Raw genomic sequence first — 23,451 nt, 5'->3', positions numbered from 1 at the left:
TCCAGTGCGAACCGGCCGGCGGTCCTGGTCCTGGTCCTGGTCCTGGTCTTGGTCTTGGTCTTGGTCTTGGGCCAGGCTGCCGTCACCATCGCCTCGATCCTGCTCCGGAGCCGACCTGTGAAGACGAGCCTCAGGACGCGTGGCCGGGGCGGAGCTCCTTGGCCAGGACGGTCCGGGTGCGGGCGGCGAGGGTGGCGGCGCGGGTGAGCATCATCGCGACGGCCATCAGCAGCAGGGCGTCGGTCAGTGCATCGCCGGAGACCCGGTTCTCCTGCATCCAGGTGCCGAGCGGGGCCGCGAACCAGTGCGCCGAGCCGTAGGAGAAGGCCGCCCGGGCTCCGATGATGCCGGTCCACACGGCCGCGTATGTCCAGCCGGCGCGGCTGACGGGCCTTCCGGTGCGGGGGCTGCGGTAGACGCGGAACGTCGCGGCGGCCAGGGCGCCGCCGAGCAGTCCGGCGACGACCCCGGCGATCTCCAACGACAGCCCGGCGCCGGAGTCGGCGGGGTTCTTCACGAAGAGCGGCACGATGGCGCCGGCGGCCAGGACGGGCCGCAGGATCCGGAACGGCCCGATCTTGCGGTGCGGCCCGAGGTCGGCCTCCAGGATGGCGAGGAGCACGGCGGCGTTGATGACGAGCGCCTGGGTGGTGGGGGACACGAGGTGCCTTCCGGTGGGGAGCGGTGTGCGACGTCGTCCACGCTCTCCCGCCAGGCCCGGGCCGGGCGTCGCCCCCGGCGGTGACCTGCGGGGTGACGTCGGACCTCCGGGGTGATATCGGGCGGCCCGACGTCACCCCGCAGGTCACCGCACGGGGTGACGCCCGACCCGGGTGCGCGTTCCTAGCGTGGCTGTCCCCCGGCGGCCTCCCGGTGCCGCCCCGACCGTCAGGAACGTGGCCGATGTCGACCCTGCTACGGGTGCTGCCAGTGATCGCGATCGTCGCCGTGCTGGTGATACGCCAGTGGCAGGGCAGCCCGCTGCGCCTGCGGCGTGTGCTGCTCGCGCCGTGCGTCCTGTGCGCCCTCGGCCTGTTCACCCGGGCGGGGCTGGGCGGCCCCCAAACGGTGCGCGCGCTGAAGCCGACGGACGCGGTGCTGCTGTTCGTGGGGGCCGCGGCTGCGGCGGCGGTCGGCGCGGGCCAGGGGCGGACGCTGAGGCTGGAGATCCGGGCCGGAGTGCTGTGGACACGCATGCCGGTGGCCGGACTCGGGTGGTGGCTCGCGTTGGCGGGGCTGCGGGTGGCGATGTCGTACGCGGGCCCCGGGCTGGGCGCTCCCGTCGCCGCCTCCAGTGCCACGGTCGTCCTCTTCCTCGGTGCGAACCGGCTCGGCCAGGCGGCCGTGCTGGTGCCGCGCGCCCGCGCGACGGGTGGGCCGATCGCTGACGTCGGCCGGGTCGGCCGCCGCTCGGTGCCGACGGGGCCCGGCTCCGGTCCGTTCCGAGGCGAGGAGCGGCCGGAGGACCACCCGGGGGAGCACGGGGTCCGCCGACGGAGGGGACTCCGGGAGGATCCGGAGCGTGACCGACGGCAGGACCGACGGCAGGATCGGTGGCAAGACCGGTGGCAAGACCGGTGGCAAGACCGACGGCAGGACCGGAGGGCCGGGCGCGGCGGCGAGCGCCGGGAGCGGTCCGGCACGCGTCCCGAGCGCCGTCGCGGCGGTGCCCGGTGAACCGGCGGGGCCCCGCTTCGGCTCCGCCCCCGGCCCCGGCGGCGGACCCCGCGCACCGCTGCGGTGCGGCGTCCCACTCGCCGCGGGACGCGCTCGGGCGTCTCTTCGCGGACCGTGCGGCGGCATATCGTGGAGCTGTGCTCCGCATCGTTTCCTGGACGATCCGCGGCGTGGCCTTCGCGCTGATCGGCCTCGACACCTTCGTGCGCGCCACCGGCCTGCCGGCAGCCGCCGGCCGGACGGCGATCGCGGCCGCGTACCTCCTCTGCGGGTGCTGCCTGGCCGTCTGGGTGTTCCTCGACTTCCGCGGCCCGACGGGCCCGTTCGTTCACGGACGGGCCCTCCCGTCCCTGCTCGGTACGGTGGCAGCCACCGCCGGGGCGGCCTGCGCGCAGCCGGGCGCGGGCACCATGGTCGGTCTCACGGCCATTGCCGTGATCGCCGCGGGCAGCGACGTCCCGCTGCCCGCGGGCTGGACCGTGTTCGCGCTCGGGGTGCTGGCCGTGCAGGTGGGGGCGCTGGTCTCGGGCGCCGGACGCGGGGTGTTCCTGGGCTACCCGCTCCTGCTCCTGGTCGCCCTGCTCGCCGGGCACAACCGGCGGGCCCACCGCATCCGCGCCGAGCAGGCGGACCTGCTGCTCGACCGGGCCGAGGAACTGCGGGCGGAGCAGCGCCGCACCGCAGTCCTGGACGAGCGCACCCGCATCGCCCGGGAGATCCACGACGTGCTCGCGCACTCGCTCGGGGCGCTCGGCATCCAGATCCAGCTGGCCCGAGTGCTCGCCGCCCAGGAATCCGGCGGAGCCACCGACCCCCGCCTGGCGGAGGCCCTCGACCGGGCCCAGCGGATGGCCTCCGACGGCCTGGTCGAGACCCGCCGCGCCGTCCACGCGCTGCGCGGCGGCGACGTTCTGCTGCCCGATGGCCTGGCGGCGGCCGTGGCGGAGCACCGGTCCCGACACGGCGCTCCCGCACGGTTCGAGGTGCGCGGCCCGGCGAGCCCCGGGCTCGGCCCCGAGCAGAACCTCCACCTCCTGCGGACGGCGCAGGAGGCCCTGGTCAACGCCGCCAAGCACGCGCCCGGCCAGCCGGTCGCCGTCACCCTCGACTACCGGGAGCACCACGTGTTGCTGACCGTCTCCAACCCACTGCGCCCGCCGGGCAGCGGCCCCCAGGACCCCGGGCGGGCGGTCGCGACGGTCGCGACGGTCGCGACGGTCGACGGGGGCTACGGGCTCACCGGCATCCAGGAGCGACTGGCCCTGCTCGGGGGCAGCCTCCGCACCGACGGCTCGGACGGCACCTGGACCCTCGTCGCGGATGTGCCCCGGTGACCGGCGCACCCGCCTCCGGCACGGCCGGCCCCGATCCGCTGCGCATCGTCGTCGCCGACGACCAGGCGAGCATCCGCGAGGGGCTCGCGATCATGCTGGACCTGCTCCCCGGGATCGACGTCGTCGCCACCGCCGCCGACGGCGACGAGGCCTTGGCCCAGGTCGGGCGGCACCACCCCGACGTCGTGCTGATGGACCTGCACATGCCCCGCATGGACGGGGTCGAGGCCACCCGCCGGCTCGCCCGGGACCACCCCCGCGTCGCGGTCGTCGTCCTGACCACCTACGTCGACGACACCTCGGTGCTGAACGCGCTGCGGGCCGGTGCCCGGTCGTACCTCACCAAGGACGCCGACCGGGCGGACATCGCGGCCGCCCTGTACGCCGCACGCAGCGGCCTCGCCGTGCTCGACCCGCGGGCGCGCGGGGCGCTCCTCGCAGGGGCGCCCGCCGCACCGGCCACCGCACCGGCCACCGCACCGCCCCCGCCCCGGGACGGCCCGCCGCCGGACGGGCTGACCGCCCGGGAGGCCGAGGTGCTGGCCCTGGCGGCCCGCGGCCTCAGCAACCAAGAGATCGGCGCCACGCTCTTCCTCAGCAACAACACCGTCAAGACCCACATCAACCGGATCTTCGCGAAGACCGGGTGCCGGGACCGCGTGGCCGCAGCCAACTATGCGCGGCGGCACGGGCTGGCCGACGCGCCGCCGTGATCCGCCGCGCTCGGGTGCGCGGGCCGAACCGTTCCGTGTACATCCGCGTACAGGGGCCCCGGCCGCGCCCGGCGGTCGTTCAACCCGTGAGGGTGTTGAGCCAGCCGGTCAGCAGACGGTTGACCTCCTCGGGGCGCTCCTGCTGGATCCAGTGGCCGCAGCCCGCTACGAGGTGGGAGGCGGTGAGGCCGGGGAGGGTGGTGGGGAAGGCGTCGATGGCGTCGGACATCCAGGTGGTGGAGGCGTCCAGGGCGCCGCCGATGAACAGGGACGGCTGCTCGATCGGGGCTCCGCGGTGGGGGGCGAGGTCCTCCCAGTCGCGGTCCACGTTGCGGTAGCGATTGAGGGCGCCCGTCATGCCCGTGCGCTCGAACTCCCCGGCGTAGACGTCGAGGTCGTCCTCGGTCAGCCAGGCCGGGAGGGTGCCGGTGGGAAAACGGTCGCGCAGTCGGCCGCCGCGGGCGACGAAGTGCGGATCGGGCTCGTCCTGGGCGGGCATGGTGTCGGCGGACAGGGCGGCGTAGAAGCCCGCGAGCCAGCCCCGTACGTCGGGCTCGATCTCGGTCTCGGCGCGGCCGGGGTCCTGGAAGTAGGAGACGTAGAACTCCTGGTCGGGGCCGCCGATCCGGCCGAAGACGTCGGTGGGGCGGGGGCCGCCGGGCGGCGCGTACGGGACGCTCAGCAGGGCGACGGCCCGGAAGACCTCGGGGTGGAGCAGGGCGGAGGTGGCGGCGATGCCGGAGCCCCAGTCGTGGCCGACGACCACCGCGTTCTCCTCGCCGAGGGCGTGCACCAGGGCGACGTTGTCCTCCACCAGGTCCAGCATCCGGTAGGCACCGGTCTCCGCGGGCTTGGAGGAGCGGCCGTAGCCGCGCACGTCGAGCGCCACCGCCCGGTAGCCGGCCGCGGCGAGGGCCGGGAGCTGGCGGCGCCAGGAGTACCAGGACTCGGGGAAGCCGTGCACGAGCAGGACCAGTGGACCGGTGCCCTGCTCGACCAGGTGCAGGCGCCCGGCAGGGGCCTCGACGGTGCGGTGGCGGAGTGCGGCGGACGGCTCGGGCGGCATGGTGTCTTCTCCCGGTTCGCTGGTGGGCGCAGGTACGCGTCGATGACGCGTCGATCATGCGGCGCAGCGACCGTCCACCGCGATTACCCTTGCCAGTCTGGCAAAATTGCCGGACAGGACGGTGGAGCGGCACGTCCGGAAGGGGGCGGAGCAGGTGGCAGGCGACGACGTGGCCGACACGCTGGCGGCGATGGGCCCCCGGCTGCGGGCCGTACGCGAGCGCCGCGGCTCCACGCTCACCGGCGTCAGCTGCGCGACCGGCATCTCCCCGAGCACGCTGTCGCGGATCGAGACCGGCCGACGCAAGCCCACCCTGGAAGTGGTGCTGCAGTTGGCGAAGGAGTACGGCGTCTCCCTGGACGAGCTGGCCGGCACCGCTCCCGCCGCCGAGCCCCGCACCTCCGCGCTCCGGCGTTCCGGCGACGACAAGGCGGTGCTGCCGCTGACCCGGTACGTCGGCGGCCTGCACGCCCACAAACACGTCCTACCCGCCGTCCAGGAGCCGCCCGCGCGGCCCCGGCAGGCCTCCCACGACGGCTGGGAATGGCTGTGCGTCCTGTACGGGCGGCTGTGGCTCGCACTCGGCGACCAGGACCTCGTCCTGAGTGCCGGGGACGTTGCCGAGTTCGACACCCGCAGTCCCCACGGGGTCGCGAACGCCGGCCCCGGCGGCCCGGTCGAGTACCTGATCATGTTCGGGCCGCAGGGAGAGCGCCTGCGACCGCGCACCCCGCCCGCCCGCGGCCCCGGGGCCCGCTAGCGAGCAGCGAACGAACGGGCCCGGTGGCACCGACCCCGAGGCCGACGACCCCGAGGTCGACGACCACACCGCCCGCACCTTGCATTCGGTACCCGGGTACGGGTTTACCGTCGGAGGCGTCCCCGTGCGGGGGCCTGGTGACGGGAGTGAGCGGGATGAGTGGTCCGGATTGGGTGCCTGCCTCGTGCGTGCTGCCCACGGCGGAGCGGCCGTTGCGGGTGGTGGAGTGGGACGGGCTGTTCGCCGGGCGGCTGGAGGGCCTCTCGCGGCCGGAGCCGTTGCGGGTGCGCCTGGTGCTGCGCGGTGGTGACGGGGTGGAGGAGCGGGTGCGGGACCTGGCGGGGCGGGAGGGGGACTGCTGCTCGTTCTTCGCCTTCGCCGTCGCCGCCGACCGGGGCGCGGTGGTGCTGGACGTCGCCGTCGACGCGGCGGTGCTGGAGGCGCTGGAGCGCCGGGCCGCGGCGGTCGGTGGGCTGCGGTGAGTGAGCGCCTGCGGAGCTCGCAGGTCGCCGAGGCGGCCGGGGTGAACGCCCAGACCCTGCGCTACTACGAGCGCCGGGGCCTGCTGCCGGAGCCCGACCGCTCCCCGGGCGGCCACCGCCGCTACGACGGGCGGGCCGTGACCGTGCTGCGGGTGATCAAGGCCGCCCAGCGCCTCGGCTTCACCCTGGACGAGGCCGCCGAGCTGCTGGAGACCGGCCGCCACCGCCACGGCCGCCCCGTCCCCGGGCTCCAACAGCGGGCCCGGGGCAAGCTCGCCGAGGTCGAGGAGCGGATCGCCGACCTCACCGCCCTCCGCGAGGCCCTGACCGCCGCCCTCGACGCCGGGTGCGACGACCTCACCCGGTGCGCCGGAAGCCCGTGCTGCCCCGTCCCCTTCACCGACCTCGCCGAGCGGAGCCGCCGTGCCGGGCCCGGCTGCTGACCGGCCCGCCCACCGCACCCCACCGCACCCCCAAGACGCCCCCAAGACGCCCGGCGCCCGGCGCCCTCGCCGCCCCGGAGGGGGCCGGGCGGCGGCGCCGGGTCCGGCTCATCCGGCCGGGGCGTAGCGGTTGGCCGGGCGCGGGAGGCGGAGCAGGGCGCGCAGGGTGTCCGCTTCGTAGGCGGTGCGGAAGGCGCCCCGGCGCTGGAGTTCGGGCACCAGGCCGCGGGTGATGGCCGTGAGGTCGTGCGGGAGGGCGCCGGGGCGCAGGCGGAAGCCGTCCAGGCCGGTGGTGCGCCAGTCGAGCAGCAGGTCGGCGAGTTCGGCGGGGGTGCCGGTGAAGACCAGGGCGTCCGAGCCGAAGGCGCCGCCGTCCCGTTCGTCCAGGCGCTGCTTGCGTTCGGCGGCCCGGCCCGGTGCGTCGTCCAGGAAGACCACCAGGTCGGCGAAGGTCCGGACCGGGTCCGCGGCGGGCCGGGCGGAGTGCTGCCGGGCCCGGGCGAACGCGTCGAGCCTGGCCACGGAGTCCGGGCGGGACTGCGGGGTGAGGAAGACGACGTCCGCCCCGGCGGCGGCCAGTTCGTACGGGGTGCTCGCGTGGGCGAGGACGGCCACCACCGGCTGGCCCTGGGGCGGGCGCGGGGTGATCGAGGGGCCCCGGACGGAGAAGTGCGCGCCCGCGAAGTCGACGTGGTGCACCTTGGCGGCGTCGAGGTAGCGCCCGGTCGCGGTGTCGCGGATCTCCGCGTCGTCCTCCCAGCTGTCCCAGAGCCGCCGGACGGCCTCGACCACCTCGTGGGCCTCGGCGAAGAGCCCGCGCAGCCGGGCGGCGATCAGCTCCGAGTCGAGGACGTCGGCGTCGGTCAGCTGCGGGGTGGTGCGGCGGCCGAAGTGGGCGGCGTCGGCGGCCCGGGAGGTGATCTGCGGGCGCCAGCCGGCCCGGCCCAGGCTGGCGTGGTCCAGCGAGGCGATGCCGATGGCGAGGTGGAACGGCTCGGTGTGGGTGACGTTGGTGGTCGGGACCAGCCCGATGTGCGAGGTCAGCGGGGCCAGCGCGGCCGTCAGCAGGACGGCGTCCAGCCGGCCCCGGACGTGGTCGGTGCGGTCGTCGGGCCGGTGGAAGGCCGAGGTCTGCAGGCCGAGGGCGTCCTCGACGGTGACGAAGTCGAGCAGGCCGCGTTCGGCCTCCAGGACCAGGTCGGCCCAGTAGCGGGCGGTGAGGATCTCGGCGGGCCGGGCGTCCGGTTCGCGCCAGGCGGCCGGGTGCCAGCCGGTGCCGTCCAGGGCGACCGCGAGGTGCAGGTGGGTCACGGGGTCTCCTCGAAGTGGCGGCGGGCGGGCTTCAGCCCGAGGTGGTCGCGGAGCGTGCTGCCGGTGTACTCGGCGCGGTGCACGCCCATCTCCTGGAGCAGCGGCACCACCCGGTCGACCAGTTCGTCCAGCCCGCCGGGCACCACGTTCGGGGAGAAGACGAAGCCGTCGGCGGCGTCGCTCTGCACGAACGCGTTCATCGCGTCGGCGACCTGGCGCGGCGTGCCGACGAAGGTGGGCCGCGCGGTGACCTCGACGATCAGCTCCCGGATGCTCAGCCCGCGCTCCTCGGCGGTCTTGCGCCAGTGCCGGACGGTCTCCTCGCGTCCCCGGCTGCGGTACAGGTTGTGGCCCTTGGTGACGACGTTCTCCGGGACGGGGTCGACGTCCGGCAGCGGGCCGTCCGGGTCGTAGCCGGACAGGTCGCGGCCCCAGGCCGCCTCCAGCAGCATCAGCGCGGTCTGCGGGCTCACCTGGGCGCGGGCGACCTCCTCGGCCCGCTCGGCGGCCTCCGCCGGGGTGTCGCCCAGCACGTAGCTGACCGACGGGATGATCTTCAGGTCCGCCGGGGAGCGGCCGTACTTGGCCAGCCGCGCCTTGACGTCCCGGTAGGCGGCCTGCCCGCTGGCCAGGTCGGCGTGCCGGCTGAAGATGACGTCGGCGTCGGCGGCGGCGAACTCGCGCCCCTCGGGGGAGTCCCCCGCCTGGAAGACCACCGGGTGGCCCTGCGGGCCGGGCGGGGTGCTGAACCGGCCGGCGATGTCGAAGTGCCGCCCCCGGTGGGCGAAGCGGCCCGCGCCGGGCCGGACGAACTCGCCCGCGGCGGCGTCCGCCCGGAAGTCGCCGGGGCGCCAACTGTCCCACAGCTCACGGGCGGTGTGCAGGAACTCGGCGGCCCGGGTGTAGCGGTCGGCCTCGGCCAGGAAGCCGCCGCGCCGGAAGTTCTCGCCGGTGAACGCGTCCCAGCTGGTCACCACGTTCCAGGCGGCCCGCCCCCCGCTCAGGTGGTCCAGGGTGGCCAGCCGCCGGGCCACCTCGTACGGCTCGTTGAAGGTCGAGTTGACCGTCGCGGCCAGCCCGATCCGGTCGGTGACGGCGGAGAGCGCGGCGAGCACGGTCAGCGCCTCGGGGCGGCCCGCGACGTCGAGGTCCAGGACCCGGCCCTTGTGCTCGCGCAGCCGCAGGCCCTCGGAGAGGAAGAAGAAGTCGAACCTGCCGCGCTCGGCGGTCCGGGCGAGATGGGCGAAGGAGTCGAAGGCGATCTGGCTCCCGGCGGACGGGTCCGACCAGATCACGGTGTGCTGGACGCTGGGGAGTTGGGCGGCGAGGTGGATCTGCTTGAGCGGACGGGCGGGCATCCGGTGGCCTCCGGGGTGTCGGGGTGTCGGGGTTCAGGCACGGCGGGCGGGGAAACCGTGCGCGCGGGCGCCGACCACCACGGCCAGCACCGGCGCCATCAGGGCCAGCACGCTCCACGGCAGCGAGCCGGCGCCCGCGCCCGCCAGCAGCACCCCGCCCAGCACGCCGCCGCCGGCCATCGCCACGTTCCACAGCGTGACCAGCATCGCCTGGGCGGCGTCCGCCCGTTCGCCGCCGGCGTCCCCGGCCGCGGTCTGCAGCAGCGTCGGTGCGCCGCCCCAGCCCAGGCCCCACAGCCCCGCCGCGACGTACACCGCGGCGTGGACGCCGGACAGCAGGCCCAGCACGGCCGCCGCGACGGCCACCAGCGCGGCCCCGGCGATCGTCAGCACCCGCAGCCGGTCGTGGATCAGCGCGCCGGTGGCCCAGATGCCCGCCAGCGAGGCGGCGCCGAAGACCAGCAGCACCGGGCCGGTCGAACCGCCCATCCCCAGGTGGTCCAGGAAGCTCGCCACGTACGCGTACAGCACGGTGTGCGCGAGCACGAACACCAGCGTCACGAACAGCACCGGGACCACTCCCGGGACGGACAGCGCCCCGAGGATCCGCTCGCGCCGCTCCGGCGGCTGGCCCGGCTGGTCCGGGACGGCGGCGACCACCCAGCCGACCACCGCGAGGGCCAGCACCGTCATCGCCAGGAACGCCGTCCGCCAGTCCGTGGCCCGGGCCAGGAACGTCCCGGCGGGGACGCCGAGCGACAGGGCGACCGGGATGCCCGTCATCACGATCGCGATCGCCCGGCCCTGCAGGTGGACGGGTGTCAACCGGCGGGCGTACCCCGCCAGCAGCGCCCAGGCCAGGCCCGCGGCCACCCCGGCGAGGAAGCGCGCCGCCAGGGTCAGCGGGTAGGCGGAGGAGACGGCGGTGACGGTGTTGGCCAGCGCGAAGGCGGCCATCGCGGCCAGCAGCAGGCGCTTGCGGCGCCAGGCCGCGGTGGCCGCGGTCAGCGGGATCGCCGTCAGCGCCGTGCCCACCGCGTAGACGGTCACCGTCTGGCCCGCCGCCGACTCGCCCACCCCGAGGTCGGCGCCCAGCGCGGGCAGCACGCCCGCGGGCAGCGTCTCGGTCAGACTGGTGACGAAGACCGCCAGCGCCAGCGCCAGCAGTGCGGACAACGGCAGCTCGCGGCGGCCAACTCGCTGGTGGGGGAGGGTGCCTGAGGATTCATGGACTGGTGACCGGGTGCTCATGGCGGCTATCGTGAAACCCTCACACATATGTGAGGGTCAACGCGGATCGATGTGAGGTGGGTCACGGTGGGGCGGATGCGGATCGGGGAGCTGTCGGAGCGCACCCGCACCTCGCGGCGGCTGCTGCGCTACTACGAGGAGCAGCGGCTGATCGTCTCCACCCGGGCCGCGAACGGCTACCGCGAGTACGACGAACGCCTGGCCGACCGCGTCCTGCAGATCCGCGGCCTGCTGGACGCCGGACTGCCCACCAGGATCATCAGACAGATCCTGCCCTGCCTCGACAAGCCCCGAACCATCCACTTCTCGGACGCGACGCCGGAGATGCTCGCCACCCTGACGCTGGAGCGCGACCGGATGACGGAGCGGATCAACTGCCTGATCCGCAACCGGGACGCGATGAACGAGTACCTGGAGGTGGTCAGCGGAGGGGAGCTGCCGGCGACCGGCTGAGGGGCGTACCGGGCGGGCCGGGCGGGTCCGGCGGGTCCGGCGGGCCCGGCGGGTTCGGCCTGAGTGGCGGGCCGGGCCGGGCCTGGGTTGGTGCCGCGCCCGGGGGGTAGGCGCGGGGGCGCGGGTCCGCGGTCGCGGGCCCGGTGGTGGTGGAGGAACGGGCGAGGTGGCGTCATGGACGGGCCGCACGGTTACCGGATAGCCGTCCCCGGGCGGCCGGGGGCGCACGCCCCGCAGGTGATGGTGGTGGTGTACCGCTCCTCGGAGACCACTCCGGAGGGGCTCACCGTCTACCGCGGCCCGGGCGGCCTGCGGGTGACCGTGCACGGCAGGGTGGCCTGCTTCCTGGAGCCGTACCCGCCCGGCCTGAACCACCCCTACGGGTACGCCTACCCGCTGGCCGCGGCCTGAGCGGCGGGCCGGGCCGGCGGTGGGGGCGCCTCAGGGGTGCGGCGCGGGCGGTTCAGGGAGTCGCGGGCGCGGTGAAGGCGGTGACCAGCGCGCGGTCGAAGGACGGGAGGTCGTCCGGTTTGCGGCTGGAGACCAGGGTGTTCGGGCCGTCCGTGCAGACCACCACCTCGCGGTCGACCCAGTGCGCTCCGGCGTTGCTCAGGTCGGTGCGCAGGCTCGGCCAGGAGGTCATGGTGCGGTCGCGGACGGCGTCGGCCTCGATCAGCGTCCACGGGCCGTGGCAGATCACCGCGACGGGCTTGCCGCGTCCGAAGAACCCGGCGACGAACTCCACGGCGCGCCGGTCGGTGCGCAGGAAGTCCGGGTTGGCGACGCCGCCGGGCAGCACCAGGGCGTCGTAGTCGGCGGCCGAGGCGTCCGCGACGACCGCGTCCACCATGAACGGGTCGGCCCGGTCGAGGTGGTGGAACGCCCGGATCTGGCCCGGCTCGGTGGAGATCAGGCGCGGGGTGCCGCCGTGATCCAGGACGGTCTGCCACGGCGAGGTCAGCTCGACCTGCTCGGTGCCCTCGGGCGCGGCCAGGAAGGCCACGGTCACGCCGTGCAGCTCGTGCAGGCCGTCGGCGTCGGTGGTCCCGGTGGTGCCGGTGGTGTCGGTGGTGCCGGTGGTGTCGTTCATGGTGCGGCTCCGTTCCTCGGGGTCCTCGCGGCCCCGGGTGGGCGTGCGGGTGATCCCCCGCGCAGGGCGTCTCGCCACGAACGGCGACCGGCAAACCGGTGCGAAAGGCGCAAAGCAGGTGAAACGTCGGCATAGGGTGGGGCGGTGGACGGCGGCGAAGGACGGCGACGAGGGGACGCGGTGGACGGCGAACGGTTCGAATCCCGGTCCGGTCCGGAGCTGGAGGCCACGGTCGACCGGCTGCGCACCGAACTCGAGGGCGTGCGCACCGCGATGCGCACCCGGGCCGTGATCGAGCAGGCCAAGGGCGTCCTGGTCGAGCGGCTCGGCTGCGGGCCCGAACAGGCCTTCGCGGAACTGGTGCGCCGCTCCCAGGACGAGAACCGCAAGCTGGTGCAGATCGCCGCCGACCTGGTGGCCGCCGCCGCCCCGCCCCCGGCGGGCCGGGAGGCCCCGGTCGAGCCGCCGGTCGGGGACGCAGCCGAGTCGCCGGTCGGGGGCGAGGCCGAGTCGCCGGTCGGAGGCGGGGCCGGGGCGCCCGTCCCGTCCGGGGCCGAGGACGAAGCCGCGCTGGCCGCCCGCTTCCACCTGGCCGCCGCCGCGCTCGCCACCGTCACCGGCCCCGACGAGATCGCCGAACACCTGCACCGCACCGCCCTCGGCCCGCTCGGCGCGCAGGCGCTGGTCCTCGCGGTGCGCGAACCCGACGGCGCGCTGCGGCTGGTCGGCGCGCACGGGGTGACGGCACGCCGGCGCAGCCAGTGGCAGCGCATCCCGCCGCACCTGCGGCTGCCGCTCACCGAGGCCGTCCGCACCGGCCGCCCGGTGTGGGTGATCGACCGGCAGGAGTTCGCCGCCCGCTACCCCGAACGGACCGACGACCTGGTGCCCGGCACCACCGTCTGCGCCCTCCCGCTCCAGGCCGGCGGACGCCTGCTCGGCGTGCTCAAGATCGGCTGGGCGGCCCGCCGCGACCCCGCCCCCGCCGTCGCCGCGCACCTCGCCGCGCTCGCCGACCTCGCCGCGGACACCCTGCTGCGCCTGCCCGGGCCCCCGCCGTCCGCGGCCTCCTCCGCCCCGCCGCCCGACGTCCTCGACCCGGCCGGCGCCCCCTGGTTCCGGGCCGTGCTGGACGGCCTGCTCGACCCGGTGCTGCTCCTGCGCACCGTCCGCGACCGGGACGGGAAGGTCACCGACCTGCGGGTCGAGCACGCCAACGCCACCACCGTCGACCTGGCCGGGCGGTCCGCCGCCGAACTGCGCGGACGCCGGCTGACCGAGCTGTACCCCGGCATGGTCGCCTCCGGCACGTTCGAGCGGCTGCGCACCGCCGCCGCCGACGGCACCCCCTACCGCGGCGAGGCCGAACGGTACGTCGAAACGGTCGCGGGCAGCGCCCGGGCCAGCGCCATGACGGTGCAGGCCGCCCCGTTGCAGGACGGCCTGCTGCTCACCTGGCGGGCCCACGACGAACGCGACCGGCGGATCGCCCAACTCGCCCAGACCGGCCGCCTCGCCCGGGTCGGCACCTGGGAGTGGCACCCCGGCGAGCGCCGGATCACCTGCTCGGACGGCGTCCCGCAGCTCTTCGGCGCCCCCACCGGCACCGTCGGCCTCGACCCGCGCGCCGCCCTGGACGCCGTCGTCCCCGCCGACCGCGACGCCGTCCGCGCCGCCGCCCGCGCGCTGCTGGACGGCCGCACCGCCGTCACCGCCGACTTCGCCGTCCGCGCCGCCGACGGACAGCGCAACCTGCGCGCCCTCGGCGAGGCCGCCCGGGCCGACGACGGCCGACTGCTCGCGCTCAGCGGCGTCGTCCAGGACGTCACCCCCTGGCGGCGCGCCGAACAGGCCCTCAGCGACACCCGCGACCGCCTCGCCGACCAGCGCCGCCGCACCGAGGACGAGCAGCGCGCCGTCCGCGCCCTCCAGCAGGCCCTGATGCACGCCCCCGCCGGCCGCCCCGTCCCCGGCTTCGACACCGCCGCCCGCTACCTGCCCGCCGAACGCGAACGCAAGGTCGGCGGCGACTGGTACGAACTGCTCGACCTGCCCGACGGCACCGTGCTGCTCGCCGTCGGCGACGTCTCCGGACACGGCCTGCCCGCCGCCACCGCGATGTCCCAACTCCGTTACGCACTACGGGGGATCGCCTACGACGGCACCCCGCCCGGACAGCTCCTCGACCGGCTCGACCGGATGCTCTGCCACCAGCGCGCCGACCACATCGCCGCCGTCACCGTCGCCCGGCTCGACCCCCGCACCGGGCACGTCGCCTGGGCCCGGGCCGGCCAGCTGCCCCCCGTCCTGATCCACGCCGGTACCGCCCGCACCCTCGACCCGCCGCCCGGCCTGGTCCTCGGCGTCACCCCGCGCGCCCACCGCCCCACCGCCGAACTCCGCCTCGCCCCCGGCGACACCCTGCTGATCCACACCGACGGCCTGGTCGAACGGCGCGGCACCGGCACCGACCTCGGCACCGCCCGGCTGCTGCGCGCCTGCACCGACTACCGGGCCGCCCCCGACCCGGCCGGGCTGCTCGACCACCTGCTGCGCCGCCTCGGCGGGCCCAACCCCTTCGACGACATCTGCCTGCTCGCGGTCCGCCGCCACGACGACGCCTGACCGCCCGACCGGCGGGGAGGCCCCGGCCCCCTCGCCTCCCTTCCCCTCACTCCTCCTCGCTGGCGATCTCGATGCACGCGAGGTCGATCTGGTCGGCGAGTTGGCGGACCATGTCGGCGAGGGCGCCGGTGGTCTCCGGGTCCAGCCCGCTGTCCTCGCGGCCGGCCCAGTCCTCCCACTCCTCGGGCAGCGCCCGCAGCAGTTCGACCACCTGGCGGGCCGGAATGGCCAGGCCCCCGGACAGCCCGCAGATCACCGGAACACTGAGCCGCCCCACGGCGCCCACCTCCTCCTGCGCTCAGCTGCGCTCGCCTGCGCTCGCACGCTTCTCACCTGGGCGTCTGCCCGGGGGCCGCCCGGCGGAAACGGCGGTCCGGCGGGCCCGCCTACCGGCGGGTGCGGCGGTGGGTGCGGTGGCTGGTGTCGCACAGCGGGTAGCGGCGGCTGCGTCGGCAGGTGCAGACCGCGACGACCGGGCGGTCGCAGTGCAGCACGGTGCCGTCCGGCAGCAGCAGGTCCACCGGGCCGTCGACCAGCAGCGGGCCGCGTTCGGTCAGCCGGATCCGGGGCGGGGGCGGTGGCGGGGGCGACGGCGGTGGTGATGGCGGGGGAGCGGGCGGATCGACGGCGGGCGGGCCGACGGCGGGCGGGCCGACGGCGGGCTCCGGGTCAGTCGCGGACACCGCGGACCACCACCAACTCCTCGGTGCGGACGCCCGGTCGGATCAGCCCGGTGCGCTCGAACCAGGGCGCGCGGGCGGTCATCACCGGGCCGAACGCCTGCGGCCGCCGGTCGGCCACCTCCGTCCGCAGGCCGGCCGCGCGCAGCTGCCGCACGGTGGCGTCGGGCCGGGCCAGCGAGGACTGCACGAGCAGCAGCACCCCGCCCGGCGCGAGCAGCGGCGGCACCAGGCGGCACAGCCGGTCCAGCAGCAGCCGCCCGTCCGGCCCGGCGTCCCAGGCCCGGGCGGGACCGGACGGCGGTGGCCCGGGGCGGGGCGCGGGCACGTACGGGGGATTGCTCAGCACCAGGTCGTACCGGCCGTCGGCGGCGGGCGCGGTGAGGTCGCCGTGCCGTACGCGCAGCGGGAGGTGGTGCAGGCGGGCGTTCAGCCAGGCGGTGGCGAGCGACAGTCGCGACAGGTCCACGGCGGTCACCCGGCAGCCGCGCCGGGCGGCGGCCAGGGCGAGCGCGCCGCAGCCCGTGCCGATGTCCAGGCACCGCGCGTCGGGACGCACCGGCTCCCGGCCGAGCACGTCCAGCAGCAGGTCGGTGTCCCCCTGGGCGGGGTACACGCCGGGCGGTCGCAGCAACAGCATGGGCCCGCGTATGCCCGGCGGGCGGCGGGCGACACGTGGGGCGGCGGGCGACACGTGGGGCGGCGCGGAGGCGTGGGAGAGCCGGGGGCGTCGGGTGGGTCAGCAGGGTTGGGCGGTGCGGTGGGCGAGGTCGTCGACGACGGCGGAGAGGTGGCCGTGTCGGGTGAGGGCGGCGCGTTGGCGGTCGGCGCCGCAGCCGGTGGCCAGCAGGTGGGTGGACAGGTGCCGGGCGAAGTCGAGTTCGCGGGTGCGGCGCAGCGCGGGTGCGGTGAACTCGACGAGTGCGGGGAGCAGGTGGCGGACGGAGCGGTAGCGGCCGGTGAGCGGGTCGGGCAGTCGGGCGTCGAGGGCGGCGGCCGCGGCGCGGCGGTGGGCCAGGCGCAGGGCCGGGTCGGGCACCAGGACCGGCCGGGCCGGGGTGCGCGGGTCGAGCAGGGTGTGGGCGAGGGCGCGCAGCAGGACGGCGAGCAGCAGGACGGTGTCCAGGTCGGCGCTGGTGTCGGCGACCCGCACCTCCAGGGTGGGCAGGTGCTCGGACGGCCGGGCGTACCAGTACAGCATCCGCCGGTCGAAGATCACCCCGTCCGCGAGCAGCCGGTCCAGCGCGCCGCGGTAGCCGGTCTCGTCCAGCAGTGGCGCCGGGCCGAAGGTCGGCCAACGGGCGTACCGGTCGGGCCGGTTGGAGGCGGTGCCGCGGTCGTTCCCTTCGCAGAAAGGGGAGTTGGCGCAGAACGCCTGGAACACCGGCAGCCAGCCGCGCATCCGGGCGCTGAGCGAGAGTGACTGACGGAGCGTCAGATCTCCCAAGTGGACGTGACAGCCGCACAGTTCGGCGCCGACCTGGTCGGCGACACCGTCGACCCGGTCGGCCAGCAGCTGGTAGCGGGGCTTCGGGGTGACGGGCAGCGGGTGGTGGCTGGGCCGGACGGCGGTGCCGGTGGCGGTGAGCCGACAGTCGGCCCGCTCCGCGGCACAGACCAACGCACGTCTGGTGTCGGCGAGTTCGGCGCGCAGCTCGGTGACGGTGCCGACCGGCCGGGTGCAGCCCTCCACCTGGGTGGCCAGGAACTCGTACTGGGCGCGCGGCCCGAGCGTCCGGGCGGCGTCCGTCACCACCGCCTCGGCGGCCGGCACGGTGATCCGGCTGCGCGGCCCGGTCAGCAGGAACTCCTCCTCGACGCCGAAGCGGAGCAGTGGCGGTGGTCGACGGCTCGGCGGGGCGTTCACGCCGGGTGTCCCGGGTCGAGGTCGGAGACGTCCCGCAGGGTGAGGACGGCGGGCGGCGGCGGTGCGTCCGTGCCGTCCGCCAGCGGGTCGAGCAGGAACCCGGTGTGGTCGCCGCCCTCGATCCGGCCGACCACCCGCCCGACGAACCAGGCGGCCGCCCCTGCGAGCACCGGCACCCCGGCCGGGCCCGGACGCCAGGCCGCCCGCGCGAACTTGTCGACCTCGTCGCCGGTGTACTCGCCGAACAGCCGGGCCAGGGCCGTCCCCGCGTCGTCGGGCGGCAGCAGGTGGACGGCCAGCGCCGTCGCCCGCGCCGCGACCCGGTGGGTGTGGTTGGCGTGCGACAGCCACACGGCGAACCGCTCCGGACGGATCGAGCACTGCGAGCCGAAGCCGACCAGGCAGCCGGCCCGGTCGCCCCCGGCCTCGGCGGTGACCACGTACACCGGCTGGTCGAGCAGGCGCAGGAACGCCCCGGCGCCGCCGCCCGCGGTGCTCCTCGCGCCCGTCGCGCCCGTCGCGCCCGTCGGGTCCGTCGGGTCCGTCGGGTTCATCGTGGGGCTCCTTGGGACGGTCGCCGGAACGGCTCTTCCGCCGGGCGCTCCCCGGTCGGGCGCTCCTCGGGCAGGGGCTCCTCGGGCAGGGGCGTGCGCAGCGAGCAGGTGCCGGAGCGCCAGGCGGCCATCAGGTGGTCGGCGAGCCGGTCCTCGGCCCGGGCGTAGGCCAGGGCGCCGAAGGCGATATCCCGCTCGGAGCACTCCGGGGGCCGGGCGAGCAGCGGCTCGATCACGGTGTGCCGAACCAGCTGCTCGTGGACGGCGTCGGCGAGGACGTGCTCCCGGTAGAAGAGCGTGCCGCGCGGCGAGGCGCCGAGCCGCTCGAAGGCGGTGGCGAGCCGGGCCGCGCCGGGCGGGGAGGTGATCTCCACGGCCGCGAACTGTCCGACCAGCGCGGCCCGCAGGGAACGGTGCAGGCCGAACAGCGACATCGTGTTGACCACGGCCAGGGCGGGTGCGGGCACCGCGTCCAGGTGGGCGCCGTACGCCGGGTCGAGGCCGAAGTCGGCCATCATCGCGGCGAACAGCTCGGCGTGCGCCCGCTCCGGTCGGCCCGCGCCGTACTCGTCGTACTGCACGGCGACCAGCGCGGCCTTCGCCGGGTTCGGCAGCCGGGGCACCGCCCACATCTGCGGGTCGGCCTCCTTCAGGTGGTACGTCGAGCGGTGCACCAGGTACTCGCGGGCCTGCAGCCGGGTGCCGGTGGTCAGCAGGTGGTACGAGGGCCCGTCGCCGTCCGGGGGTTCGGCCAGCAGGTCGGCCAACACGGTTGCCAGCGGCGGCGGTTCGCCCACCTCGCGGCGCAGCGCGGCCAGGAAGGAGCGTTCCATCCAGCCGCGCAGGGCGAGCAGCGGCGGCGACCACTCCCAGGCGTCGTCGACCGCCGCGAAGCCCCGGTAGTGCAGCTCGTAGCAGACGTACAGGGCGAGTTGGAGGTCCTCGCCCCAGGGGTCCGCCAGGTCGTCGAGCGGTGGCGGCGAGAGGTGCGCCGGGGCGGGTCGGCGCAGGGCGGCGAGGACGGTGTCCGAGAGCGGGCCGCGGGCCGAAGGCAGCGGCGGCGCACCGGAGTTCGGGCGGGTGGCGGTCGGCACGGTTCTCACCTCGCTCCTCGTTCCTCGTCTCCGGGGCCCGGGCGCCGATCCCGGAGGCCGGGTTCGGCGCCGGGGCAGGGCCCCCGGGCCGAACGGACTTCCAGCACACAGCACTTGGGGCCGCCACCGGCCTTCAACAGCTCCGGGAGCGAGACCGGCACCGGGACGAAGCCCGCCGCCCGCAGCTGTTCGGCCAGGCCCCGGGCGGCGGCCGGCAGCACCACGTGGCGGCCGTCGCTGATGGCGTTCAGGCCGAACGCGGCGGCGTCCGGCGCGCGGGCCAGGATCGCGTCCGGGTACAGGCGGCGCAGCAGTCGGCGGGCGGGCGGGGCGAACGCGTCCGGGTAGTACATCACCCGGGTGTCGTCCAGCACGGCCAGCGCGGTGTCCAGGTGGTAGTAGCGCGGATCGGTCAACTGCAGGGAGACCACCGGCAGTCCGAGCACCCGCTGGGCCTCCCGGTGGGCGGCGGTGGTGGTGCGGAAACCGCTGGCGGCGAGGATGCGCGGCCCGGCCACCAGCAGGTCGCCCTCGCCCTCGTTCACCTCGGTGGCGGTGCGCACCCGGGGGAACCGGGCGGCCTCGAACCAGCGCCGGTGCGCCGCCGACTCGCCCGCGCGCTGCGGGTGGCGGAAGCGCGCGACCAGCACCCGGCCGGCCACCACCGTCGCCCCGTTCGCGGTGAACACCATGTCGGGCAGGCCGGGCTCCGGCGCCAGCAGGTCGACCCGGTGGCCGAGCGAGCGCAGCACCGAGGCCAGGGCCCGCCACTGCCGCAGCGCCACGGCCCGGTCCACCGGCCGGTCCGGGTCCATCCACGGGTTGATCGCGTACTCCACCGCGAAGTGCTCGGGCGGGCACAGCAGGTACCGCCGCCGGACCCCCGGCCCGGGCCCGGGCCGGGCGGGGACGACGGCGGAGGCCGGTAGCGCGTTCATGCGCCGCGTCTGTCCGCCACCGCCCGCCCCGAAACGGCGCACCGCGACGGCCCGGCCCCGGGGCACCGCGACGGTTCGGCTCCGGGGCACCGGAACGGCCCGGCTCCGGGGCCGCCGGGGCGGGGTGGCGGGGCGGCGGGGTGGCGGGGGTGGAACGGCCCCCGCCGGGCAGACGGTACGGCCGGAGGTGGTGAGCTGATGCCAGGACCTGGGTCCCGCGCGGGCGGGCAGCACGCTGGTGGTGGGGCGCGACGGTCGGGGCGGTACGCACCCGCGCCGCACGACGGCCGACCGCACGGCGGCCGGTCGTACGGGGGCCGACCGTACGGGGGTCGGTCGTACGGCGGTCGGTCGTACAACGGTCGGCCGTACGGTGGCCGGGCCGGGCGGGCGCCGCGGGTGCCGGCCGTCCGTTCGGGGTCGGTTCCGGGGGCGGGGCCGGGCGGGTGGCGGGGGAGCGCGCTGGAGCGGGCGGCGGGGCGGGCCTGGCGGCTGCTGGTGGTGGCGGTGGCCGGTTACGCGGGCTACCTGCTGGTCAGCCGACTGATCCTGCCGGTGGTGGCGGTGTTCGTCGCGCTGGTGATCACGGCCGTGCTGCGCCCGCCGGTCGACCTGCTGGCCCGCCGGATGCCGCGCGCCCTGGCCGTGCTGCTCACCCTGCTGGGCGCGCTGCTGCTGATCGCCGGGCTGGCACTGCTGGCCGTGCTGGTGGTCCGGGCGCAGACGGACCAGCTCGGCGGGCAGGTGCGTGACGGCGTCGACCGGCTGGAGCAGTGGCTGGAGGGGCCGCCGCTGCACGCCGCACCGGGCACCCTGACCGATCTGCGGCAGCGGCTGGGCGACCTGATCAGCACCCACCGGCAGGCCGTGCTGTCCACCGCCCTCACCAGCGCGGGATGGCTGGTCGAGGCGGTCGCCGCCCTCGCGCTCGCGCTCTTCTGCGCCGTCTTCCTGACCCACTCCGGGGAACGGATGTGGCACTGGGCGACCGACCTGCTGCCGTCCCGGAACGCGTCCCGCTGGAACCGGGCCGGGCACGCCGCGTGGCGCACCTTCGCCGGGTACACCCGGGGCCTGTTCCTGGTCGCGGGCACCAACGCGGTGCTGGTCGGCGTGATGCTGGCGGTCCTCGGCGTCCCGCTGGCGGTGCCGCTCGCGGGGCTGGAGTTCCTGGCCGCGCTGATCCCGCTGGTCGGCTCGCCGATCGCGCTGGCCGTCGCCTCCCTGGTCGCCCTCGCCACCCGGGGCCCGGTCACCGCGCTGCTGGTGCTGGCCCTGATCGTGGTGATCGGCCAGCTGGAGGGCCACGTCCTGCACCCCCTGGTGATGAGCTGGGCCGTCCGGCTGCACCCCGTCGCGGTCGCCCTGGCGGTGGCCGTCGGCGGCACCCTCGGCGGGATCGTCGGCGCGGCCGTCGCGGTGCCGGTGCTGTCGGTGGGCTGGGCGGTGTTCCGCGAACTGCGGGACGGCGACGGGCAGGGTGGCGACGTGCGGGGCGGCGACGGGCGGAGCGGGGCCGGACGGGGCGGCGACGGGCCGAGCGGGGCCGGGCGGGGCGGGGGCAAGGGTCCTGACGGGGCCTCGCCGGGGAGATCACCGGACCGTCATTGAACGACCGTCCGAGGGATCGCGCGGGATCGGCCCGGGCCCGGGCAGTGCGACCGCGTCCGGGCCGGTGAGCGTGACCGCGGCCGGGCCCAGCAGCGCGCACAGGGCGCACAGGGCCGTCCAGGACGCGGCCCGCGTGCGGTAGCCCAGCCGGCGGACCAGGGGGTCGACCCGTCGGGGCCGGTCGGCGGCCGTCCGCGTTCCGTTCACCGGGCACCCGCCCCGGGGCGCGCGAGGACGCTGTCGTCCAGGCCGTCCAGCAGCGCGCCGACCGAGGGGTGCACCTCGACGGCGCCCGTGCCGCGCAGTTCCGCGGCGGCGAAACCGCCGGTCTCCACGCCCACGCACGGCGTCCCGGCCCGCCCCGCCGCCTCGACGTCCCACACGCTGTCGCCGACGAACACCGACCGGTCCGCCCGCGCGGCCGCCTGCTCCAGCGCCCGGTGCACCAGGTCGGGGGCGGGCTTCGAGGCCGCCACCCCGTCCGAGTGCGCCACCGCGTGCACCGCGTCGTCGGCGTCCAGCACCCGGCGCAGCACCTCCAGCTCGCGTCCCGAGGCGGACGTCGACAGCACCACCCGCCACCCCCGCCCGGCGCACTCCCGCAGCAGGTCGCCCGCCCCCGGGAAGGCCCGCAGGCCCGGCCAGTGCTGGGCGTACAGCGCGAGGTGCGCGGCCTCGACCGCGTCGTCCTCCGAGCGGTCCCGGTCGTCCCCGAGCAGGTGGTCGAGCAACTGGTCGCTGCCCATGCCGATGGCCCGGTGGATCCGGGCCGCGTCCACTTCGTGGCCGTACTGCGCCAACGCCTGCCACCAGGCGAGGGTGTGCAGGTAGACGGTGTCCACCAGGGTGCCGTCCACGTCGAACAGTGCGGCCGCGCCGTCCGCTGCCATCCCGTCGCCTCCTCCCGACCGGGCCCCCACGGCCCGGGCCTGTTCCGGTGCGTGCCCCCGTCTACCCCGGGCACCGCGCCCCACACCCGCCGTTTTCCGCCGTTCCCGGGCGGGGGGACGCGTGGGGAGGAAGGGGGCGGCCAGGATGTCCGAGCAGTACCTCGGGCGGCACGAGACCCCGAACGAACGTGCGGACCGGCGCTGGACCGAACCGCTCCAGGAGATCCGGGTCGCGCAGACCGGTGCGCAGATCCTGTTCGGCTTCCTGCTGAGCGTGGTCTCCATGCCGCGCTTCACCGCCCTCAGCGGCTTCGAACGCGGCCTGTACGTGGTCACCGTCGCCCTCGGCGCGCTCGCCACCGGTGCCCTGATCGCCACCGGCGCCTACCACCGGCTGCTCGCCGGGCGCCTCCTCAAGCCGCAACTCGGCGACGGCGACGGTGGGGACGGCGGTGAGGGGTCAGTTCAGCCGGGTGCCGAACGGGTCGTCGGTGGGCGGGGGCGGTGCGGCGGCGGGGGCCGGTGCGGCGGCGGCCGGGGTCGGGTCCGCCGCTGTCGGGAAGCGGACGCTGCGGACGACCCGGACCAGCAGCGGGGCGTAGACCTCCGACCAGTTGTCGACGTCCGGGGTGCTGAGTTCGAGGATCAGCACCCCCCGGAGGGCGGGCGGCATCGGCAGGTACGCCTTGGCGGAGAGCAGCGGGACGCTCTGCTCGGCGCTCAGCTGCCAGCCCGGCTGCTGCTCCAGCGTGATCACGACCGGACCGGCCGGGGCGTCGAACCGCCGCAGCTGCGGGGTGGGTTGCGAGGGCTGCGAGGGCTGCGGCTGGCCGGGGAGCTCGCGCGGGGTGAGGATCGCGACGAGTCCGGCGGCGGCGGTGGCCTGTGGCGTCTCGTCCTCGGTGTCCAGCGCGGTGACGGTGAGCGTCGCCGTGGACAGGCGGTCGCCGATGGTGCCGACGCAGGTGCCGGACCAGAGCACGCCCGCCTCGGTGAGCGCCGCCGAACCGGCCGCGTACAGCGCGGTCAGGGCCTGCCGCCGGACCGGGGGGAGGCCCTCGGCGGCCGGTCCGAGCCGGGCGAGGACCAGTTCGTAGGCGTCGTCCACGTCGTCGGCGGGCTCGAACGGCACGAACTCGGGCGGGACGTCGAACTCCACGGTCTCCACTGACTCCACGGTCTCCACGGACTCCACGGTGCTGCCGGTCAACGGTCTTCCTCACGGGTATGGGCGGGTCGTACGGGGCGTCGGGA

At 76.4% G+C, this 23,451-nt stretch carries 25 protein-coding genes and 1 pseudogene; 11 read left to right on the top strand and 15 right to left on the bottom strand.

Features of this window, described 5'->3' with window-relative positions; genetic code table 11:
* Positions 1–130 precede the first annotated feature (130 nt).
* Entirely contained in the window at positions 131–661 is a 531-nt protein-coding gene (locus HUT16_RS02885; RefSeq protein ID WP_176185153.1) for a hypothetical protein, read from the bottom strand.
* Between the two features lie 242 nt (positions 662–903).
* Between HUT16_RS02885 and HUT16_RS02880 the strand changes: the two genes are divergently transcribed.
* The 3 genes from HUT16_RS02880 to HUT16_RS02870 all read left to right on the top strand — a co-directional run bounded on the left by HUT16_RS02880 (position 904) and on the right by HUT16_RS02870 (position 3,724).
* Positions 904–1,677 (top strand): hypothetical protein, encoded by a 774-nt coding sequence (locus HUT16_RS02880; RefSeq protein WP_176185151.1) that lies wholly within the window; start codon positions 904–906, stop codon positions 1,675–1,677.
* Positions 1,678–1,814: 137 nt separating this feature from the next.
* Entirely contained in the window at positions 1,815–3,011 is a 1,197-nt protein-coding gene (locus HUT16_RS02875) for a sensor histidine kinase (protein ID WP_176185149.1), read from the top strand.
* Complete coding sequence (locus tag HUT16_RS02870; RefSeq protein ID WP_254897606.1) at positions 3,008–3,724, top strand: response regulator transcription factor; 717 nt, start codon at positions 3,008–3,010, stop codon at positions 3,722–3,724. The genes HUT16_RS02875 and HUT16_RS02870 overlap by 4 nt, the downstream gene beginning before the upstream one ends.
* 79 nt (positions 3,725–3,803) lie before the next feature.
* On the opposite strand, the gene HUT16_RS02865 is transcribed toward HUT16_RS02870, so the two are convergent.
* Complete coding sequence (locus HUT16_RS02865) at positions 3,804–4,790, bottom strand: alpha/beta hydrolase (RefSeq protein WP_176185147.1); 987 nt, start codon at positions 4,788–4,790, stop codon at positions 3,804–3,806.
* A gap of 154 nt (positions 4,791–4,944) precedes the next feature.
* Between HUT16_RS02865 and HUT16_RS02860 the strand changes: the two genes are divergently transcribed.
* The 3 genes from HUT16_RS02860 to HUT16_RS02850 all read left to right on the top strand — a co-directional run bounded on the left by HUT16_RS02860 (position 4,945) and on the right by HUT16_RS02850 (position 6,475).
* Positions 4,945–5,550 (top strand): helix-turn-helix domain-containing protein, encoded by a 606-nt coding sequence (locus HUT16_RS02860; protein ID WP_176185145.1) that lies wholly within the window; start codon positions 4,945–4,947, stop codon positions 5,548–5,550.
* Between the two features lie 155 nt (positions 5,551–5,705).
* Positions 5,706–6,032, top strand: coding sequence for a hypothetical protein (locus tag HUT16_RS02855; RefSeq protein ID WP_176185143.1), 327 nt, complete (start codon positions 5,706–5,708; stop codon positions 6,030–6,032).
* The gene (locus HUT16_RS02850) at positions 6,029–6,475 is read left to right on the top strand and encodes a MerR family transcriptional regulator (protein WP_176185141.1); all 447 of its coding nucleotides are present in this window, start codon (positions 6,029–6,031) and stop codon (positions 6,473–6,475) included. Before HUT16_RS02855 ends, HUT16_RS02850 begins: the two co-directional genes overlap by 4 nt.
* 108 nt (positions 6,476–6,583) lie before the next feature.
* On the opposite strand, the gene HUT16_RS02845 is transcribed toward HUT16_RS02850, so the two are convergent.
* The 3 genes from HUT16_RS02845 to HUT16_RS02835 are packed head-to-tail and all read right to left on the bottom strand — an operon-like array spanning position 6,584 to position 10,395.
* Entirely contained in the window at positions 6,584–7,786 is a 1,203-nt protein-coding gene (locus HUT16_RS02845; RefSeq protein WP_176185139.1) for an LLM class flavin-dependent oxidoreductase, read from the bottom strand.
* Positions 7,783–9,144: an NtaA/DmoA family FMN-dependent monooxygenase gene (locus HUT16_RS02840; RefSeq protein ID WP_176185137.1), complete on the bottom strand. Its 1,362-nt coding sequence runs from the start codon at positions 9,142–9,144 to the stop codon at positions 7,783–7,785. Before HUT16_RS02840 ends, HUT16_RS02845 begins: the two co-directional genes overlap by 4 nt.
* Positions 9,145–9,177: 33 nt before the next feature.
* Complete coding sequence (locus tag HUT16_RS02835; RefSeq protein WP_176185135.1) at positions 9,178–10,395, bottom strand: MFS transporter; 1,218 nt, start codon at positions 10,393–10,395, stop codon at positions 9,178–9,180.
* A gap of 75 nt (positions 10,396–10,470) precedes the next feature.
* Here HUT16_RS02835 and HUT16_RS02830 point away from each other — a divergent pair, with 75 nt between their 5' ends.
* Entirely contained in the window at positions 10,471–10,848 is a 378-nt protein-coding gene (locus tag HUT16_RS02830; RefSeq protein ID WP_176185133.1) for a MerR family transcriptional regulator, read from the top strand.
* Positions 10,849–11,022: 174 nt separating this feature from the next.
* Positions 11,023–11,259: a DUF6296 family protein gene (locus HUT16_RS02825; RefSeq protein ID WP_176185131.1), complete on the top strand. Its 237-nt coding sequence runs from the start codon at positions 11,023–11,025 to the stop codon at positions 11,257–11,259.
* Positions 11,260–11,311: 52 nt separating this feature from the next.
* Here HUT16_RS02825 and HUT16_RS02820 read toward each other — a convergent pair whose 3' ends face one another.
* Complete coding sequence (locus HUT16_RS02820; RefSeq protein WP_254898231.1) at positions 11,312–11,857, bottom strand: type 1 glutamine amidotransferase domain-containing protein; 546 nt, start codon at positions 11,855–11,857, stop codon at positions 11,312–11,314.
* A 261-nt stretch (positions 11,858–12,118) separates the two neighbouring features.
* On the opposite strand from HUT16_RS02820, the gene HUT16_RS02815 reads away from it, so the two are divergent.
* The gene (locus HUT16_RS02815) at positions 12,119–14,563 is read left to right on the top strand and encodes a SpoIIE family protein phosphatase (protein ID WP_176185127.1); all 2,445 of its coding nucleotides are present in this window, start codon (positions 12,119–12,121) and stop codon (positions 14,561–14,563) included.
* 46 nt (positions 14,564–14,609) lie between these two features.
* On the opposite strand, the gene HUT16_RS02810 is transcribed toward HUT16_RS02815, so the two are convergent.
* The 7 genes from HUT16_RS02810 to ddaH all read right to left on the bottom strand — a co-directional run bounded on the left by HUT16_RS02810 (position 14,610) and on the right by ddaH (position 19,696).
* Positions 14,610–14,840, bottom strand: coding sequence for a DUF6213 family protein (locus HUT16_RS02810; RefSeq protein WP_176185125.1), 231 nt, complete (start codon positions 14,838–14,840; stop codon positions 14,610–14,612).
* 109 nt (positions 14,841–14,949) lie between these two features.
* Positions 14,950–15,246: a CDGSH iron-sulfur domain-containing protein gene (locus HUT16_RS39625; protein WP_368662666.1), complete on the bottom strand. Its 297-nt coding sequence runs from the start codon at positions 15,244–15,246 to the stop codon at positions 14,950–14,952.
* A complete protein-coding gene (locus HUT16_RS02800) occupies positions 15,233–15,883 on the bottom strand; it encodes a HemK2/MTQ2 family protein methyltransferase (RefSeq protein ID WP_176185123.1) in 651 nt (216 codons plus the stop codon). The genes HUT16_RS39625 and HUT16_RS02800 overlap by 14 nt, the downstream gene beginning before the upstream one ends.
* 99 nt (positions 15,884–15,982) lie before the next feature.
* Positions 15,983–17,110 carry a YbdK family carboxylate-amine ligase gene (locus tag HUT16_RS02795; RefSeq protein WP_176185121.1) on the bottom strand — a complete coding sequence of 376 codons (1,128 nt, stop codon included), beginning with the start codon at positions 17,108–17,110 and terminating at the stop codon, positions 15,983–15,985.
* Positions 17,107–17,664 (bottom strand): flavin reductase family protein, encoded by a 558-nt coding sequence (locus HUT16_RS02790; RefSeq protein ID WP_176185119.1) that lies wholly within the window; start codon positions 17,662–17,664, stop codon positions 17,107–17,109. The genes HUT16_RS02795 and HUT16_RS02790 overlap by 4 nt, the downstream gene beginning before the upstream one ends.
* Positions 17,661–18,758, bottom strand: coding sequence for an iron-containing redox enzyme family protein (locus HUT16_RS02785; protein ID WP_176192448.1), 1,098 nt, complete (start codon positions 18,756–18,758; stop codon positions 17,661–17,663). Before HUT16_RS02785 ends, HUT16_RS02790 begins: the two co-directional genes overlap by 4 nt.
* A gap of 5 nt (positions 18,759–18,763) precedes the next feature.
* Positions 18,764–19,696, bottom strand: coding sequence for a dimethylargininase (gene ddaH, locus HUT16_RS02780; RefSeq protein ID WP_176185117.1), 933 nt, complete (start codon positions 19,694–19,696; stop codon positions 18,764–18,766).
* A 399-nt stretch (positions 19,697–20,095) separates the two neighbouring features.
* Here ddaH and HUT16_RS02775 point away from each other — a divergent pair, with 399 nt between their 5' ends.
* On the top strand, positions 20,096–21,307 hold the full coding sequence (locus HUT16_RS02775; protein ID WP_254897605.1) for an AI-2E family transporter: 1,212 nt from the start codon (positions 20,096–20,098) through the stop codon (positions 21,305–21,307).
* A 203-nt stretch (positions 21,308–21,510) separates the two neighbouring features.
* Here HUT16_RS02775 and HUT16_RS02770 read toward each other — a convergent pair whose 3' ends face one another.
* Positions 21,511–22,197 (bottom strand): HAD family hydrolase, encoded by a 687-nt coding sequence (locus HUT16_RS02770; RefSeq protein ID WP_176185113.1) that lies wholly within the window; start codon positions 22,195–22,197, stop codon positions 21,511–21,513.
* Between the two features lie 145 nt (positions 22,198–22,342).
* Between HUT16_RS02770 and HUT16_RS37745 the strand changes: the two are divergent.
* Positions 22,343–22,621 (top strand): annotated as a pseudogene (locus tag HUT16_RS37745) (DUF6328 family protein); the annotation flags it as partial.
* A 36-nt stretch (positions 22,622–22,657) separates the two neighbouring features.
* Here HUT16_RS37745 and HUT16_RS02765 read toward each other — a convergent pair.
* On the bottom strand, positions 22,658–23,407 hold the full coding sequence (locus HUT16_RS02765) for a hypothetical protein (protein WP_176185111.1): 750 nt from the start codon (positions 23,405–23,407) through the stop codon (positions 22,658–22,660).
* Between the last annotated feature and the right edge of the window lie 44 nt (positions 23,408–23,451).

Origin of the sequence: Kitasatospora sp. NA04385 (assembly GCF_013364235.1) — a bacterium.
Lineage (GTDB): Bacteria > Actinomycetota > Actinomycetes > Streptomycetales > Streptomycetaceae > Kitasatospora.
The sequence above is the reverse complement of the archived record's forward strand: the minus strand, read 5'-3'. Positions and strand labels throughout refer to the sequence as shown.